The following is an 18128-nucleotide window of genomic DNA, read 5'->3' as shown; positions in this document are numbered from 1 at the left end:
ACCCCCGGACGGGGACTCCTGGGCAGGGACTCCCGGACCGGGACTCCCGGACGGGACGAAAGGACAGACCTGCGCCCCGGCCGGGCTGGTGCCGGTCGGGGCGCAGGGCGGGTGCGTCAGCGGGTCAGTTCAGGGTGGCCAGGGCCTCGTTCCAGGTGGTGGACGGGCGCATGACGGCCGCCGCCTTGGCCGGGTCGGGCTGGTAGTAGCCGCCGATGTCGGCCGGCTTGCCCTGGACGGCGTTCAGCTCGTCGACGATGGTCTGCTCGTTCGCGGCCAGCGTCTCGGCGAGGGACGCGAACGCCTTCGCCAGGTCCGCGTCGTCGGTCTGCGCCGCGAGCTCCTGGGCCCAGTACAGGGACAGGTAGAAGTGGCTGCCGCGGTTGTCGATGCCGCCGACGCGACGGGTCGGGGACTTGTCCTCGTCGAGGAAGGTCGCCGTGGCGCGGTCGAGGGTGTCGGCGAGGACCTTGGCGCGGGTGTTGCCGGTGGCCGTCGCGCACTGCTCCAGGGACGGGACCAGCGCGAAGAACTCACCGAGGGAGTCCCAGCGCAGGTAGTTCTCCTTGACCAGCTGCTGGACGTGCTTCGGGGCGGAGCCGCCCGCGCCCGTCTCGAACAGGCCGCCGCCCGCCATCAGCGGGACGACCGACAGCATCTTGGCGCTGGTGCCCAGCTCCAGGATGGGGAAGAGGTCGGTGAGGTAGTCGCGCAGCACGTTGCCGGTGACGGAGATCGTGTTCTCGCCGCGGCGGATGCGCTCCACCGACAGCTTGGTCGCCTCGACCGGGGCGAGGATGCGGATGTCCAGGCCCTCGGTGTCGTGCTCCGGCAGATACGCGTTGACCTTGGCGATCAGCTGGGCGTCGTGCGCACGGGTCTCGTCCAGCCAGAACACGGCCGGGTCCCCGGTGGCGCGGGCGCGGGTGACGGCCAGCTTCACCCAGTCCCTGATCGGCGCGTCCTTGGTCTGGCAGGCGCGGAAGATGTCGCCGGCGGCGACGGCCTGCTCGATCACCGTGTTGCCGGCCTGGTCCACGAGGCGGACCGTGCCCGCGACCGGGATCTCGAACGTCTTGTCGTGGCTGCCGTACTCCTCGGCCTTCTGCGCCATCAGACCGACGTTCGGGACCGAGCCCATGGTGGCCGGGTCGAGGGCGCCGTGGGCGCGGCAGTCGTCGATCACGGCCTGGTAGACGCCGGAGTAGGACGAGTCCGGCAGCACGGCGAGGGTGTCGGCCTCCTGGCCGTCCGGGCCCCACATGTGACCGGAGGTGCGGATCATCGCCGGCATCGAGGCGTCGACGATGACGTCCGACGGCACGTGCAGGTTGGTGATGCCCTTGTCGGAGTCGACCATCGCCAGGGCCGGGCCCTCGGCGAGCTCGGCGTCGAAGGACGCCTTGATCGCGTCGCCCTCGGGCAGGGACTCCAGGCCCTTGAGGATGCCGCCGAGGCCGTCGTTGGGGGAGAGGCCGGCGGCCGCGAGGGTCGCGCCGTGCTGCTCGAAGGTCTTCGGGAAGAACGCGCGGACCACGTGACCGAAGATGATCGGGTCGGAGACCTTCATCATCGTGGCCTTGAGGTGCACCGAGAACAGCACGTCCTCGGCCTTGGCGCGGGCGATCTGCGCGGTGAGGAACTCACGCAGCTCGGCCACGTGCAGCACGGACGCGTCGACGACCTCGTCCTTCAGGACCGGTACGGACTCGCGCAGCACGGTGGTGGAGCCGTCCTCGGCGACCAGCTCGATCTTCAGCGAGCCGGCCTCGGAGATCACGGCGGACTTCTCGGTGGAGCGGAAGTCGTTCTCGCCCATGGTCGCGACGTCGGTCTTCGACTCGCCGGACCAGGCGCCCATGCGGTGCGGGTGGGTCTTGGCGTAGTTCTTGACCGACGCGGGGGCGCGGCGGTCGGAGTTGCCCTCGCGCAGGACCGGGTTCACGGCGGAGCCCTTGACCTTGTCGTAGCGGGCCTGGACGTCCCGCTCCTCGTCGGTCTTCGGGTCGTCCGGGTAGGCCGGCAGCGCGTAGCCCTGGGCCTGCAGCTCGGCGACCGCGGCCTTGAGCTGCGGGATCGACGCCGAGATGTTCGGCAGCTTGATGATGTTGGCCTCGGGCGTCTTGGCCAGCTCGCCGAGCTCGCTCAGCGCGTCCGGGATGCGCTGGTCCTCGGTCAGGTACTCCGGGAACACCGCGATGATGCGCCCGGCCAGCGAGATGTCCCGCGTGGTCACGGCGACACCCGCCTGCGAGGCGTATGCCTGGACCACCGGCAGGAAGGAATACGTCGCCAGGGCCGGGGCCTCGTCAGTGTGCGTATAGATGATGGTCGAGTCAGTCACCGGGTGCTCCGCTCCACGTCTGCAACATTGCTCGACATCAAGATATCTCGTGAACGGGATCGGCTCGACAGGGGTCTCCCCGAGGGCCGGCGGGTCCCGTGCAACCGAAGCGTCCGTTTCGGCGGTCATACAGGGCGATCGTCGACCTCATCCGACGGCCGGACCGACCACCCGGCCGTCCCAGCGAAAGCGGACCAGCGGACCATGAGATATCGCAGCAGAGTGACGGCCCCGGCGGCCGCCCTGATCGGCACGGCGGCAGTCCTGGCCGGGGGGAACACGGCCCACGCGGACACGGCGGACACGGCGGCCGCCAAGGGCGGGGGCGGCGTCCCCGCCCCCGAGACCCTCGGCGACCCCGTCTATCCCGCCCTCGGCAACGACGGCTACCGCGTCGCCTCCTACCATCTCGACTTCTCCTACGACGCCACGACCACCCTCGTCGACGCCGAGGCGACCCTGGAACTGCGCACGACCCAGGCCCTCACCCGGCTCTCGCTCGACGCCCTGGGCCTGGACATACACACGGTCCGCGTCGACGGCCGCGACGCCGCCTTCGAACAGGTGGGCGAGAAGCTGCGGATCACGCCCGCCCGGCCGCTGCCCGCCCGGGCCCGGGTCACCGTGTGCGTGACCTACACGGCGGACCCGCGCCGCCTCCCCCTCCCGCACACCGCGTGGGTGCCCACCCCGGACGGGTTCGCGATCTGTCCCCAGCCGGACGCCGCGCACACCGTGTTCCCCTGCAACGACCACCCGTCGGACAAGGCGGACTTCACCTTCCGGATCACCGTCCCGGCGGGCCTGCGGGGCGTCGCGAACGGCTCGCTCGTGCGCACCGAGCACCTGGCCGGCGACCGGACCGCGTACAGCTACCGCTCGCGCCGGCCGATGGCCACCGAGCTGGCGCAGATCACCGTCGGCGACTACGTGGTGAAGCAGCGGCAGGGGCCGCACGGACTGCCGCTGCGCGACGTCGTCCCGACCGCCCGGGCCGAGGCCCTGGAACCGGCCCTCGCCCTCACCCCGGGCCTGGTCGAGTGGATCGAGGCACGGCTGGGCGCCTACCCCTTCGAGACGTACGGGCTGCTGCCCTGCAACTCCGACGACCCGAAGGCCTTCGACTTCACCGGCCTGGAGACCCAGACCCTCACCCTCTACAAGCCGAACTACCTGCTCCAGGCGGAGCCCAAGATCGGCTCGCACATGATGCACGAGCTGGTCCACTCCTACTTCGGCAACAGCGTCAGCCCCGCCAGCTGGGCCGACCTGTGGCTCAACGAGGGCCACGCCGACTTCTACGGGCTGCTCTACCGCTACGAGCGAGGCTGGACCGACTCGCTCGGCTACAGCACGTTCGAGGACCGGATGAAGTACACGTACGCCCTCGGCGACCAGTGGCGGCACACCTCCGGCCCCGTCGCCGCCCCGAACGCGGTCAACCTCTTCGACAACCAGCGCTACACGGGCGGCGTCCTCGTCCTGTACGCGCTGCGCCAACTCATCGGCGAGGACGCCTTCCACACCGTCGAGCGGACCTTCCTGGCCCGCTACCGCGACTCCTCGGCGTCGACGGACGACTACATCGCCGTCGCCTCACGCGCCTGCGGACAGGACGTGTCCGGCTTCCTGCGGGAGTGGCTGTACGGCACCACGACACCGCGCATGCCCGGCCATCCGGACTGGACGGTCACCCCGGTGCCGCCGTCCCTCGCCGTCCCGCGTCAGCGGACGGGCGCACGCCCGCACGACAACTCGGCGACGCTCTAGGCGGTCAGTCGTGCAGGGCGCTCGGCTCGCCCTGCACGACGTCGTCGCCCGTGCGCTGCTGCGGGATGACCACCGCGCCCTGCTGCAGGGCGACCGTCCGGGCCGGCGCCGGGATCCGGATGCCCTCCTCGCGGTAGCGGCGGTGCAGACGCTTGATGAACTCGTGCTTGATCCGGTACTGGTCGCTGAACTCGCCGACGCCCAGGATCACCGTGAAGCCGATCCGCGAGTCGCCGAAGGTGTGGAAGCGGATGGCGGGTTCGTGGTCCGGGAGCGCGCCGTCGACGCCGGTCATGACCTCGGCGACGACCTCCATGGTGACCCGCTCCACCTGCTCGAGATCGCTGTCGTAGGCCACGCCCGCCTGCACCAGGATCGTCAGGTCCTGCTCGGGACGCATGTAGTTGGTCATGTTCGTCTTCGCGAGCTGCCCGTTGGGGATGACGACGAGGTTGTTGGACAGCGCGCGCACGGTCGTCTGCCGCCAGTTGATGTCCTCGACGTAGCCCTCCTCGCCGCTGCTCAGCTTGATGTAGTCGCCGCGCTGGACGGTCTTGGAGGCGAGGATGTGGATGCCTGCGAAGAGGTTCGCGAGGGTGTCCTGGAGCGCGAGCGCTACGGCCAGACCACCGACGCCCAGGGCGGTGAGCAGCGGGGCTATGGAGATGCCCAACGTCTGCAGCACGACCAGGAAACCGATCGCCAGCACCAGGATCCGGGTGATGTTCACGAAGATCGTGGCCGACCCCGCGACCCCGGAGCGCGAGGTGGTCAGGTTCTGCACCAGCCCGGCGACGACCCGCGCCGCCGCAACGGTCACCACGAAGATCAGCAGCACCGTCAGACACTGGTTGACGGTGTGCTGCACGCCCTTCGTCAGCGGCAGCAGCGCGGCCGCGGCCGCCGCGCCGCCGGCGATCGCGCACCACGGCACCACGGTGCGCAGCGCGTCCACCACGACGTCGTCGCCGCTCCACTTCGTGCGCTTGGCGTGCTTCCCCAGCCAGCGCAGCAGCGTGCGCGACAGGAAGGCGGCCAACAGGCCGGTGGCCAGGGCGATTCCGGCGAGTACGCCGTCGTCCAGGGTCAGTGCGCGGTTCACAAATGTCACCTGCTCGGTTCCGGGAAATGCGGTCGCGCCCGTCCCCGTCGAGGAAGGGCGCAACCGCTCATCCTGCCGTATCCGACACAGGAGTTCGTACCCGAGGGATCCGGCCGCGATGCCGGGACGGCGCAGCTCAGAGGCGCGTTGGCCGGTTTGCGCGGTTCGTGGTCCGTACGAACGACGGGCCGCGCACCACCACACCGTGGCGAGGACCGGTACGACCGGACCGGTCAGATGACCTTCATGCGCACCAGCGCGCCGAGCGTCAGCGCGCCCGGCACCAACGGCAGCCATACGGTGATGATCCGGTAGGCGAGGACCACCGCCGTGGCGACCGCCACCGGCCCGCCCGCCGCCACCAGCGCCACGATCAGCGCCGCCTCCACCGAGCCGATCCCGCCCGGGGTCGGGATCAGCGCGACCGCCACGGTCGCCGCCAGATACGCGACCATCATGTGCGCGACCGGCACCGGCAGCCCCAACGCGTGTCCCACCGCGGCGAGTCCGGCCGCCTGCAGCACCGGGAACGCCAGGGAGCCGCCCCACAGGGCCAGCGCCCGGGACGGACGGCAGTGCACCGAGCGCGCCTCGCCGAGCGCGGTGCGCAGGAAGCTCCACACCGCCGACCGCACCCGCCGGACGAAGGTGAGCACGCCCGCCGCCAGCAGCACGGCCGCCGCGAGGCCGCCCAGCAGCGGACCGAGCGCCGCGTCGGGCAGCAGGGAGCCGAGCCGCAGCGCGTCGGGGAAGACGAGCAGCAGCACGGTCAGCAGGCCCACCCGGGCCACGCCCTCCGCCAGCAGATACAGCCCGAGGGCCGCCGAGGAGCGGGCCAGCGGAACCCCGCACACGGTCATGAACCGCAGGTTGACCGCGCTCGCGCCGAGGCCCGTCGGCAGCAGGTGGTTGGCCGCGCCAGCGGCGAACTGGGTCGCCAGCAGCCGCCGTCCGGGCAGCCGCTGCACGACCGCGCCCTGCCGGGTGACCGCAGCCGCGACCCAGGTCAGACAGGTCGCCCCGACCGCGGCCAGCAGCCAGGGCCACTCGGCCTGCCGCAGATGCCCGAAGCCCTCGGCGAGGACGGACCGGTGCTGCACCGCGACCACGGCGACCAGCAGGAGCGGGAGCAGACACAGGATCTGGCGGACGGGGAGTCGACGGGCCGGCCTGACGGGGGGAAGGGGAACCGCTGTCACACTCGGAGAGGTTCTCCGCACGGCGCCAACTACGGGTTGCGGGAGCGGGGACGGGACATTACGTACGGTCATCGGGTCCTTCGCAGCGGGGGATGCGGGGAATACGGCGGATTCGGGGGACGTGGGGGATTCGGGGGACGAGGCGGATCCTGGGGAAGAATCTTGACCTCAAGGTTGCTCGAGGTTCTACGGTCGCACTCATGAGCATGGAGACCACCGCCTGGACGCAGTTGTACAGCGTCATGAACGCCCAGCAGGAACGCCGCCCCTTCGACCCGGTGACGCTGCGCCGCATCGGCGCGTTCGCCCGCCCGCACCGCCGCCGCATCGCGCAGTTCGTCGTGCTGGGGGTGCTGACCGCGCTGCTCGCCGTCGCCACCCCCGTCCTCGCCGGACGGGTCGTCGACGCGATCGTGTCGCACGGCGACGCGGGCACGGTCGTCCGCCTGGCCCTGCTCATCGCGCTCATCGCGGTGCTCGAGGCGGCGCTCGGCATCCTCGGCAGGAGGCTGTCGGCGACGCTCGGGGAGGGGCTCATCCTCGATCTGCGCACGGCCGTGTTCGATCATGTGCAGCGGATGCCGGTCGCGTTCTTCACACGTACCCGTACGGGGGCGCTCGTCTCCCGACTCAACAACGACGTGATCGGCGCCCAGCGCGCCTTCAGCAACACGCTCTCCGGAGTGGTCTCCAACCTGGTGACCCTGGTGCTCACCCTCGTCGTCATGCTCACCCTGTCCTGGCAGGTCACGCTGCTCTCGCTGGCCCTGCTGCCGGTGTTCGTCGTCCCGGCGCGGCGGATGGGCAACCGGATGGCCGGAATGCAGCGGGAGGCCGCCGAGCTCAACGCGGCGATGGGCACCCGGATGACCGAGCGCTTCTCCGCGCCCGGCGCCACCCTCGTCAAGCTGTTCGGCCGCCCGGAGCAGGAGTCCGCGGAGTTCGCGGCCCGGGCGGCCCGGGTGCGGGACATCGGCGTCCGCACGGCCACCGCCCAGTCGCTCTTCATCACCGCCCTGACCCTCGTCTCCGCCCTGGCCCTCGCCCTCGTCTACGGACTCGGCGGCCACCTCGCCCTCGAGGGCTCCCTCGAACCGGGCGCCGTCGTCGCCCTCGCCCTGCTGCTGACCCGCCTCTACGCCCCGCTCACCGCCCTCGCCGGGGCCCGGGTGGAGGTGATGAGCGCCCTGGTCAGCTTCGAGCGGGTCTTCGAGGTGCTCGACCTGAAACCGCTCATCGAGGAGAAACCGGACGCCCGCGAGGTGCCCGAGGGCCCCGTCGCCGTCGAGTTCGAGGACGTCCGCTTCGGCTATCCGTCCGCCGACAAGGTCTCCCTCGCCTCCCTGGAGGAGGTCGCCTCCCTCGACACCCGCGGCGGCGCCGAGGTCCTGCACGGCGTCTCCTTCCGCGCCGAACCCGGGCAGACCGTCGCCCTCGTCGGCTCCTCCGGCGCCGGCAAGTCGACGATCGCCCAGCTCCTGCCGCGCCTGTACGACGTCGACGCGGGCGCCGTCCGGATCGGCGGGGTCGACGTCCGCGACCTGAGCGCGGTTTCCGTGCGGGCCACCCTCGGCATGGTCACCCAGGACGGCCACCTCTTCCACGACACCGTCCGCGCCAACCTCCTGCTCGCCGGCCCCTCGGCCACCGAGGACGACCTGTGGGACGCCCTGCGCCGCGCCCGCCTCGACGACCTCGTCCGCTCCCTGCCCGACGGCCTGGACACGGTCGTCGGCGAGCGCGGCTACCGGCTCTCCGGCGGCGAACGCCAGCGCATGACCATCGCCCGGCTGCTGCTGGCCGGTCAGCGCGTCGTCATCCTCGACGAGGCCACCGCGCACCTCGACAACACCTCCGAGGCGGCCGTCCAGGAGGCCCTCGCCGAAGCGCTCGCGGACCGCACCGCGATCGTCATCGCCCACCGCCTGTCCACCGTGCGCGCCGCCGACCTGATCCTCGTGATCGAAGCCGGCCGGGTCGTCGAACGCGGCACGCACGAGGGGCTGTTGGCGGCCGACGGACGCTACGCGGAGCTGTACCGGACCCAGTTCGAGCAGCCGGGGGCGGGGGCGGGGGCAGCGACCGTGCCGGCCGTGCTCTGAGGTCCGGTCAGCCGGTGGCGTCCGTGCCGCGGGCGCGCCGGCGGGCGACGGCGCCGGGCGGCCCTCGCCGGCGCTGTCGCAGTTGCGCCATGTCTCACCTGTGCCACCGGGATGCGGTGACACCGGATTGCCGTCACCGGATTCTGGCAAGCGTGTGAACCGCAATCCGCGTCCCGAGGAGAGCACGAGACCGATGAGACCGATCCGTTTGGTGGTGCCCCTGGCGGTGGGCCTCGCGCTCGCCGCCGCAACTGTGACACCGGTGTCGGCACGCACCGTTCCTCCGCCAGGCTCCATGGCCGCGCCCGCGCCCGCGCCCGCCGCCGGAAGCCGGGCGACGGTACATCTGATCACCGGTGACACGGTCACGGTGGCCACGGCGTCCGACGGTCGGCAGACGGCCTCGATCGTGCCCGGCGCCGGGCGCGGTGACATCGTTTTCCGCACGGTCGAGCAGGACGGCCATGTGACGGTGCTGCCCTCCGACGCGGAGCCGCTGGTCTCCACCGGCCGTCTGGACAGGGAGTTGTTCGACGTCACCGCGCTCGTGGCACAGCGCTACGACGAGGCGCACACGACGGTGCTGCCGCTGATCGTGGACCGCTCGGAACGGGCCCCGGCCCCGACCGTGCGCAAGCTCACCGGCTTCGCCGACCCGGACGGGACGGTGCGCGAACTCGACAGCATCGATGCGCGGTCCCTGCGTGTCGCGCAGGACGACCTGGGCCGGTTCTGGGACGAACTCACCCCGAACGGGGAGCGGACGACGGGCTCCGCCCTCGCCGCGGTCCCCCGTGTCTGGCTCGACGGCCGGGTCGGCGCGGTCCTGGACCGCAGCACCGGTCAGATCGGCGCACCGGAAGTCTGGGCGGCCGGCTATCACGGCGAGGGCGTCAGGACCGCGGTCCTGGACACCGGAGTGGACCAGTCCCACCCCGACCTGGTCGGGCGGGTCGCACAGGCCAAGGACTTCTCCGGCAGCACCGGCACCGGTGACGTGTTCGGCCACGGTACGCATGTGGCGTCCATCGTCGGCGGGACCGGCGCCGCGTCCGGCGGTGCCCGCAAGGGCGTCGCCGCCTCCGCGGACCTGCTCGTCGGCAAGGTCCTCGGGGACGACGGATACGGCTCGCAGTCCCAGGTGATCGCGGGCATGGAATGGGCGGCGGCCGAGGGCGCCGAGATCATCAGCATGAGCCTCGGTTCCGAACAGCCCAGCGACGGCACGGACCCGATGAGCCAGGCGCTGAACGAGATCAGCCGCAGCACCGGGGCGCTGTTCGTGGTCGCGGCCGGCAACAGCGGTGCGGCCGGTCCGGGCGCCGTCGGCTCACCGGGCGCGGCCGACGAGGCCCTGACGGTCGGCGCGGTGGACGATGCCGACGCACTGGCGGCCTTCTCCAGCCGGGGACCCCGGCTCGGCGACGGTGCGGTCAAACCGGACGTGACCGCCCCCGGCGTCGGCATCGTCGCGGCGCGCGCCGCCGGCACCACGATGGGCGATCCGGTCGACGCGTACTACGTGGCGGCCTCCGGCACCTCGATGGCCACTCCGCACGTGGCGGGCGCCGCGGCCCTGATCGCCCAGCGGCATCCCGACTGGAGCGGTTCGCGGATCAAGGACGCGCTCATCGGCAGCGCACGGACGATCCCCGGCCAGAAGGTCACCGAGCAGGGCGGCGGGCGCATCGACGCGGCCGCCGCAGTGCTGGGCCCGGTCGTCGCGACGGGCACCGTCCCCCTCGGATCCGTCGAGGTCGGAGCCCAGCCGCGCACCGCCACGCTGGAGTACGCCAACACCTCCGGCGCCGAGATCACCCTCTCCCTGGAGCCGACACTGGCCGACGCCGGCGGGAAAGCCGTCCCGGCGGATGCGCTCGAGCTCGGCACGACCTCGGTACGCGTCCCCGCGGGCGGGACGGCGCAGGTCCCCCTGACCGTCGACCCGGGCAGGGCCGGACAGGGCAAGTACTACGGCTACGTCACCGCCACCCCGGCCACCGGGAAACCCGTGCACACCACCCTCGGTCTGGTCGTGCACGGTCCCACGCACCGGCTCACCGTGCGGACGTACGACACGCAGGGCCGGCTCGTCCCCGGCGCCCTGCCGACGATCTGGGGCGCCGACGGCTTCGCCGCGTACACAGACCGCGACAGGGCCGTCGCGGAGGTCGAAGAGGGCACCTACCAGGTGAGCTCCACCTTCCTGACCACCGCGCACGACGGCCAGGAACTGCGCGAAGTGGTGCTTCCCGAGGTGAAGGTCACCCAGGACATGACCGTCACCGTCGACGCCCGCAGGACCACTCGGGTCGACATCCGCACGCCCAGGCCCGCCGAGCAGCGCGGCATCCTCAGCTATCAGACGTACCGCTCCATCGGCGGCAACGGCCTGCTTCAGGGCACGATGTTCTTCGACAACGCGAAACGGCTGTACGTCAGTCCGACGGCTGCCGTCAAGGACGGCGCCTTCGAGTTCGTGTCCCGGTGGCAGCTCGTCGCGCCGCTCCTGGAGACCACCGCCACCGGCCTGCCGGGCAAGCTGGACTCCTACTACATGCCCGCCTCCCCGACGTTCGGCGACAGCGGAGCCACGCTGACGGCCGTCGACGCGGGCGACGCCGACCGGCCCGTCCTGAAGCATGTCCGCGGCAAGCTCGCGGTCGTCACCGACGAGGCGGGGTCGGGCGGCCGGCAGCTCATCGCACAGATCGCGGCGGCGGGCGCCCGTGCCGTGCTCGTCGTTCACTTCAGCGACAATCCCTGGACCAGGTGGCAACCGGACGGCGACCGCTGGTCGCTGCCCACCGTCCGGGTCGGGGCCGACACGGGAGCGGCCCTGCTGGAGCGGATCCACCGCCGTGTCACCAAGGTGACCTTCCAGGGCACCGCGCGCAGCCCCTACCTGTACGACGTCACGCAGGTCTCCGCCCAGCGCGTCCCCGAGCACGTCACGTACACCGTCGGCAAGTCCAACAGCGCGGTGGTGCACAGCACGTACGCGGCCAACAACGGCTCCGGCTGGGCGAGCGAGCAACGCTTCGGCTGGCGGCCCGCCCAGCAGACGGCCTGGCTGCAGTACACCCGCTATGTGCCGACCGGCTTCAAGCGGACCGAGTACGTCAGCGCCGGTGACACGACCTGGCAGCACCTCGTCCACCACACCGTGTCGTACGACCCCGATCAGCAGCTCGGCAACGGCATGCGCGACAACCCCCGCACCTACCGTGCCGGCGCCGAGACGGCTCAGACATGGCAGGGTGCGGTCGTGCGCCCGTCGATCCCCCGGGGAACCACGACGCCGACGGTGCGGGAGGGAGGTCTCCTGCGGCTGCGCATCCCGGAGTTCACGGACTCGCAGTCGGGTCACTGGTCGCGGCTGACGGACTCGGGCGGCGTCGGCGCCTCGGACGCCGTCCCGTCCGGAGACACCGCCACGGCCGTGCTGTACCGCGACGGCAAAAAGCTCCTGGACCTCGGTTCCGGCTGGGCGGACGCGGAGGTGCCCGCCGACGCGGCCGACTACCGTCTCGATCTCACGACGAACCGGAACTCCCCCGACTGGCAATACGCCACCGGCACCTTCACCTCCTGGTCGTTCCGCTCGGGGAGGACCGACGGCGCCACACCGCTGGCCCTGCTGCAACTCGACTACGCCGCACCGGTCGACGTGCACAACACGCTCCCCACGGCCGGCGGCTACGACCTCGGCGTCACGGTGCGCTCGCAGGACGGACTGCCTGCGCCGCGAGGAGTCACCGCCCGCGTCGAGACCTCCTACGACGACGGACGCACCTGGCAGACCGCCGAGGTGCGCGAGCGCGGCCCGAACACCTTCCGCGCCGTGGTCCGCGGCCTGCCGAAGGAGCGGAAGGAGGCGTATGTGACGCTCCGCGTCACCGCGCGGGACGCCGCCGGCAACAGTGTCCGTCAGACCGTCCGGCGCGCGTTCGCGCAGCACCGGTAGCAGTGTCGGACTCTGCGGGGGCGGGCCATGACGGCCCGCCCCCGCAGCCCTTGCCCCCCACCCCGGTCACACAAGAGGCTTCCCGTCCCTTGCAGTACAGTCTTGAACAGTCCACGCCATGGGTACCGGGGAGGGCGCGCGGGGTGCTGGAAGCAGTTGGCCTTTCTCCGGAACAGGAGTCCGTCTACCGGCTCCTGGTGACCTTCGGCCGGGCCACGGTCGACGACGTCGCCGAGCGCACCGGGACGACGCGCGCCGAGGGCCTACGGGTCCTCGAGACGCTGACTGTCATGGGGCTGGCCACCCGCACCGACGGCACGCCGCGCCTGTTCCGTGCCGTCCCTCCGGACGTCGCCCTCCTTCCCCGCATCAAGGACAACGCCGACGCTCTGCACGTCGCCCAGATGGAAGCGGGCCGGCTGGTCGAGACCTACCGCGAGACGGCACGACGGCACGATGCCGGGCAGCTGCTCGAAGTCATCACCGGCGCGGAGGCCCTGCGCCAGCACCTGAGACGGATCCAGGCCGACTCGAGGCAGGAGATGCTGTGGCTGTGCAAGGCGCAGTACGTGGCGATGCCCTCGGGCACCAACACGGAGGAGTACGAGGCGCTGGCCCGCGGAGTCTCGTACCGCGTGCTGTACGAGAAGGACTTCTTCGCGGACGAGGGCGCCGTGGAGAACGTGGTGGCCGGAGTCCGGGCCGGCGAGAAGGCCCGCGCGGTGCCTCAACTGCCGCTCCGGCTCGCGATCGCGGACCGCTCGGTCGCCGTCTTCCCGCTGGTCCCCGGCGGCCCCAACGGCAACCCCGAGGAACCGACCACCGCGCTGGTACGCGACAGCAATCTGCTGAGCGCCCTGGTCGCTCTGTTCGAGAGCTACTGGGAGAACGCCGTCCCGCTCACCGTCGCGGATACGGGCGCCCTGGAAGCCGATGACTCCAGTACCTCCGGATCGCTCTCCCCGACGGACCGGAAACTGCTGTCCTTGCTGGTCGCCGGGGTGGCGGACAAGGCGATCGCCTCCCAGCTGAGCCTCAGCAGGAGGACGGTCCAGCGCCGTGTCCAGCACCTCATGGAACTCGCCGGAGCCGGCACCCGCATGCAGCTCGCCTGGCAGGCGGCCCGGCGGGGTTGGCTCTGACGAACGGCCCGTCGGGTGGTCCTCCTCGTTCCGTGCGAAGGGCCGTCCGCACGGAACGAGGAGGCGATCGGGGAGGGCGATCGGAGGGCGATCGCGGGGGCGCCTACCCGAGCTTCACCGGGGCCGGGAAGTAGCCGGCTCCGGCGAAGAACTCCGTGTACCTGCCGAACAGTTCGGCGTCGATCTCCGGGCAGACGATGCCCGTGCCGGCCAGCGCGGCCTCCGTCGCGCCGACGTCCATCCGCATGTACAGGGCCTCGCCCGCGGTCATATAGCTGCGGAAGATGTCGATCACCGGGAAGAGCGCGTTGTCCCGGTCCGCGCGGACGGTGGCGACGAACTCGTCCCAGGACACCTCGTCCAGGACGTAGCCGGACTCGCGCAGCCGCGCCACCATGTCCGCGAAACCGATCGCCACCGGGTTGAACAGATGGAACGTCTCGCCGTTCGCCGTGCGGGACAGCGCCAGGACGGCCGCGCTGACGTAGTCCACCGGCACCATCGGGAACAACGCGTTCGCGCCGGCCGGCAGCGCCCGCGCCTGCAGACTGCCCTTCAGGCTCAGCCAGACGAAGTCACGGGTCTGACAGGCGCCGTTGGTCTGCGCGCCCGAGACGACGTCGGCCCGGTAGATCGACACGGGCAGCCCGCGCTCCCTGGCCAGCCCGATGATCTTCTCGGCTACGTATTTGCTCTGCCGGTACCCGTTGGTCAGCTCCTCCGGCGGACCGGTGGGGTCCTGCGGCGACAGCCCGGCGCCGTCGGGCGCAGGCCGGGCGAAGACGCCGGTGCTCGACACGTAGTGCAACGGGACCGTCCGGTGCAGCGCGGCGAGCCGCAGCGCCTCCTCGGTGCCGGTCACGTTGGCGGCCTTCAACGACGGGTACGGGTGCAGCCAGTTGACCGTGGCGCCCGCGTGGTAGACCACGTCGACCTCCCGGGCGAGCCGGTCGAACCGCTCCGCGTCGAGGCCGAAGCGCGGCTCGGCGAGGTCGCCGGTGACGACCGACAGCCGGTCGCCGTCGATCTCGTCCCAGATCCCGTACCAGGTCAGGTTGGCGCGCAGCCGGCCGAGCGCGGTCGCCTCGTCGGTCCCTCGCACCAGACAGTGCACGGTGGCCCCGGTCGACCGCATCAGGTCCCTGAGCAGGAAGGCCCCGACGAACCCGGTCGCGCCCGTGAGGAACACCTGCCCGGGGTCGGCGACCACGGTGACGACGTCCTCGGCCGGGACCACGTCCGCGGCGAGCCGCACCTCGGCCGCGAAGTCCACCGCGGACCGCGTGGAGCCCTCGGTCCGGCGTGCGAGCTCCGCTCCCAGGTACTCGACCAGCGCCGCGGGGGTGTTGTGGTCGAACAGCAGGGTCGGCGCGAGGCGCAGGCCCGTCTCGCCCTCGAGCCGGTTGCGCAGCTCGACCGCGGTCAGCGAGTCGAAGCCGAGCGCGGTGAAGGCGCTGGTGGCGGTGATGCCGTCGGTTCCGCCGTGGCCGAGGATCGTGGCCGCCGCGGTGCGCACCAGGTCGAGCAGGAGCTCCTGCCGACCGGACTCGTCGAGCGGGGCGAGGCGTGCCGCGAGCAGCCCGGTGTTCTGGGCCGTCGCGGTGACCACGCGCCGGGCCGGCCTGCGCACCAGACCCCGCAACACCGGCAGGACCGGGCCCGGTTGCCGCGCGATCAGGGCGACGTCGAGGTGCATCGGCACCGTCGTCGGGTGTGCGGAGGCGAGCGCCGCGTCGAACAGCGCGGGACCCTCGGCCGGTGAGATGGGCCGCAGGCCGGACTGCGTCGCCCGGTTCCAGTCCACCTCGGACAGCCGGGACGCCATGCCGTGCTGCTGCGCCCACGCCGCCCAGGCCAGGGAGTCGGCCGGCAGCCCGTGCGCCCTGCGGTGCTGCGCGAGCCCGTCGAGGAACAGGTTGGCGGCCGAGTAGTTCGCCTGTCCCGGCGAGCCGACGACACCGGCGACGGAGGAGAACAGCACGAACATCGCGAGGTCCATGCCCGCGGTCAGCTCGTGCAGATGCCAGGCGGCGTCCACCTTGGGGCGCAGCACGGCGGAGACCCGGTCGGGGGTGAGCGCGGTGACGATGCCGTCGTCGATGACGCCTGCGGTGTGCACGACGCCGGTCAGCGGGTGCTCCACCGGGATCGAGTCGATCAGCCCGGCCACCGCCGCCCGGTCGGTGAGGTCGCAGGCGACGGTCCGGACGGTGGCGCCGAGGGCGGTGAGTTCCTCGGCGAGTTCGCCCGCTCCGGGGGCGTCGGGGCCTCGTCGGCTGGTCAGGAGCAGGTGGGTGACGCCGTATACGGCGACCAGGTGCCGGGCGAAGAGGCCGCCCAGCGCGCCGGTGCCGCCGCTGACGAGGACCGTGCCCTCCGGCCGGAGTTCCGGCCGTGCCGCTGCGCCCGCCGCCCGCACCCTGGCCAGCCGGGGGGTGCTCGCCCGTCCCGCGCGGACGGCCAGCTGCTCGTGGCCGGACGCGATGGCGAGCGGGAGCCGCTCGGCGCTCGCCGGGTCGCCGTCCAGGTCGATCAGCGTGATGCGGCCGGGGTTCTCGGCCTGGGCCGATCTGACCAGACCCCACACCGGGGCCGAGCCGAGCTCGACGTCCTCGCCGTCGTGGGTGGCGACGGCGTCGGTCGTGACCAGCACGAGCCGGGACGTCCCGCACGCCAGCGCGTCCTGCACCAGCTCCAGCGCCCGCCCGGTGCTGCGGTGCGCCGCCTCCGCCGGATCCCGTCCGGCCGCCTCGTCGATGAGGGCGACGACGATGTCCTCGCCGGCGTCCGCGACATGCGCGACGCGAGGCCCGAGGCCGGCCGACAGGGTGTCTCCCAGCACGGCCAGACGGGCGGGGACGAGGTCCTCCGGTTCGGGGAGGACGACCGGCGACCAGACCACGTGGAACAGGGAGTCGCCCGTCGCATCGTCGAGTCCTGAGGCCTCTGAGGCTTGTGCGGCGACGGCCGCCGGGCGCCGCTTCAGGGCGCGGACCTCCGCGACCGGTTCGCCGGCGTCGTCGGCCAGCCACAGCCGGAACGCGTCCTGGCCCTTGGGCCTGATCCAGACCCGGAGTGTGCGCGGACCGACGGCGTGCAGGTCGAACCCGTGCCAGGACAGACCGGCGGTGTCGTGGCCGACGGCGAGCAGCGGGTGCAGCGCGGAGTCGAGCAGCGCGGGATGGACCCCGAACGTGTCCGCGTCCGTGTCCTCGGGGAGACGCACCTCCGCGAACAGGTCCTCGCCCCGCTGCCACATCGCCCGCAGCCCCTGGAACGCCGGCCCGTGCGAGTAGCCCTTCTCCTCGAGCCGCTGATAGAAGTCGTCGAGCGGGGCCGGGGTCGCGTCGGGCGGCGGCCAGGCGTCGAGGAGGACCGCGGGCGGGGGTGTCGGCTCGGTGAGCAGGCCGGTGGCATGCACCTCCCAGGACGCGTCCGGGTCGGCCCGGTCCGGCCGGGAGCCGACGGCGATCCGCCGGCTGCCGTCCTCGCCGGGTGCGCCGAGGGTCACCTGCACCTGCACTCCGCCGCTGTCCGGGACGGTCAGCGGGGTGTCGATCGTCAGGTCGGCGACGCCGGAGCAGCCGACCTCGTCCCCGGCCCGGACCGCCAGCTCGGCGACGACCGCCGAGGGCAGCGTCGCCGTCCCGCCCACGCGGTGGTCGGCGAGCCAGGGGTGGGTGTGCAGCGAGAGCCGCCCGGTGAACACCGCGCCGTCCCCGCCGGCGAGCTCGATGGCCGTGGTCAGCAGCGGGTGTCCCGGCTCCTTCAGACCGAGCCCGACGGTGTTCCGCGCGCCCGTCGACGTGCTGTCCAGCCAGTAGTTCTGGTGCTGGAAGGGGTAGGTCGGCAGGTCGACGGCGGTGGCCGTGCCGGGGGCGAACAGGCGCTGCCAGTCCATGGTGTGGCCGTGGGTGTGGAGGTGGGCGAGCGCGGTGAGGGCGGTTCGGACCTGGGGCTGGTCCCGGCGTTGCAGTGCGGTGAAGGTCGCGTCGACGCTCTGCGGACCCATCGCGCTGAGCACGCCGTCGGGGCCGATCTCCAGGAACCGGCTCACCCCGCGCTCGGCCAGTCGGGTCAGGTGCTGGGCGAATCGCACGGGCCGGCGCACATGCCCCGCCCAGTACTCGACGGAGCAGACCTCTGCCGTGTCGGCGGCCATCGGGACGACCGGCTCGGCGAAGTCCACCGTCTCCAGCACGGCCGTGAACTCCTTGAGGACCGGGTCCATCAGGGGGGAGTGGAAGGCGTGGCTGACGGTGAGGCGGTTGGTCTTGCGTCCCTGGCTGCGGAGGGTTTCGGCGAGGGCGGTGACGGTGTCCTCGGCGCCGGAGATCACCACGGCGTGGGGGCCGTTGACGGCGGCGATCCCGGCGAGGGTCTCGTGTCCGTGCAGGAGTTCCTCGGCCTCAACTTCGGTGGCCTGGACGGCGATCATCGCGCCGCCGGGGGGAAGGGCCTGCATGAGCCGGCCCCGGGCGGCCACGACCCGGCAGGCGTCG

At 72.3% G+C, this 18128-nt stretch carries 8 protein-coding genes; 4 read left to right on the top strand and 4 right to left on the bottom strand.

Annotation, left to right across the window (positions count from 1 at the left end; all coding sequences use genetic code 11):
• Nucleotides 1-124: 124 nt before the first annotated feature.
• The gene (locus tag ABZ725_RS43655) at nucleotides 125-2344 is read right to left on the bottom strand and encodes an NADP-dependent isocitrate dehydrogenase (protein WP_358807915.1); all 2220 of its coding nucleotides are present in this window, start codon (nucleotides 2342-2344) and stop codon (nucleotides 125-127) included.
• Nucleotides 2345-2548: 204 nt separating this feature from the next.
• Between ABZ725_RS43655 and ABZ725_RS43650 the strand changes: the two genes are divergently transcribed.
• The gene (locus tag ABZ725_RS43650; RefSeq protein WP_358807914.1) at nucleotides 2549-4114 is read left to right on the top strand and encodes a M1 family metallopeptidase; all 1566 of its coding nucleotides are present in this window, start codon (nucleotides 2549-2551) and stop codon (nucleotides 4112-4114) included.
• A gap of 4 nt (nucleotides 4115-4118) precedes the next feature.
• On the opposite strand, the gene ABZ725_RS43645 is transcribed toward ABZ725_RS43650, so the two are convergent.
• The gene (locus ABZ725_RS43645; protein ID WP_358807913.1) at nucleotides 4119-5216 is read right to left on the bottom strand and encodes a mechanosensitive ion channel family protein; all 1098 of its coding nucleotides are present in this window, start codon (nucleotides 5214-5216) and stop codon (nucleotides 4119-4121) included.
• Nucleotides 5217-5449: 233 nt separating this feature from the next.
• Entirely contained in the window at nucleotides 5450-6415 is a 966-nt protein-coding gene (locus ABZ725_RS43640) for a lysylphosphatidylglycerol synthase transmembrane domain-containing protein (protein WP_358807912.1), read from the bottom strand.
• Nucleotides 6416-6621: 206 nt separating this feature from the next.
• On the opposite strand from ABZ725_RS43640, the gene ABZ725_RS43635 reads away from it, so the two are divergent.
• The 3 genes from ABZ725_RS43635 (at nucleotide 6622) to ABZ725_RS43625 (ending at nucleotide 13626) form a co-directional block, all read left to right on the top strand.
• Nucleotides 6622-8517 (top strand): ABC transporter ATP-binding protein, encoded by a 1896-nt coding sequence (locus tag ABZ725_RS43635; protein ID WP_358808051.1) that lies wholly within the window; start codon nucleotides 6622-6624, stop codon nucleotides 8515-8517.
• A 193-nt stretch (nucleotides 8518-8710) separates the two neighbouring features.
• A complete protein-coding gene (locus tag ABZ725_RS43630) occupies nucleotides 8711-12484 on the top strand; it encodes a S8 family serine peptidase (protein WP_358807911.1) in 3774 nt (1257 codons plus the stop codon).
• 143 nt (nucleotides 12485-12627) lie between these two features.
• Nucleotides 12628-13626, top strand: coding sequence for a helix-turn-helix domain-containing protein (locus tag ABZ725_RS43625; protein ID WP_358807910.1), 999 nt, complete (start codon nucleotides 12628-12630; stop codon nucleotides 13624-13626).
• A 103-nt stretch (nucleotides 13627-13729) separates the two neighbouring features.
• Here ABZ725_RS43625 and ABZ725_RS43620 read toward each other — a convergent pair.
• Nucleotides 13730-18128: thioester reductase domain-containing protein (locus tag ABZ725_RS43620; protein WP_358807909.1), on the bottom strand; the 4399-nt coding region annotated here is incomplete at its 5' end.

Origin of the sequence: Streptomyces sp. NPDC006872 (assembly GCF_040635845.1) — a bacterium.
Classification (GTDB): Bacteria; Actinomycetota; Actinomycetes; order Streptomycetales; family Streptomycetaceae; genus Streptomyces.
Note: the sequence above shows the minus strand (reverse complement) of the source record. Positions and strands in the feature narration are given on the sequence as shown.

What these genes read in the sequence shown, in the direction of transcription:
- ABZ725_RS43650 (WP_358807914.1), top strand. Translation starts at nt 2,549, where the DNA reads ATGAGATATCGCAGCAGAGTGACGGCCCCGGCGGCCGCCCTGATCGGC.
- ABZ725_RS43635 (WP_358808051.1), top strand. Translation starts at nt 6,622, where the DNA reads ATGGAGACCACCGCCTGGACGCAGTTGTACAGCGTCATGAACGCCCAG.
- ABZ725_RS43630 (WP_358807911.1), top strand. Translation starts at nt 8,711, where the DNA reads ATGAGACCGATCCGTTTGGTGGTGCCCCTGGCGGTGGGCCTCGCGCTC.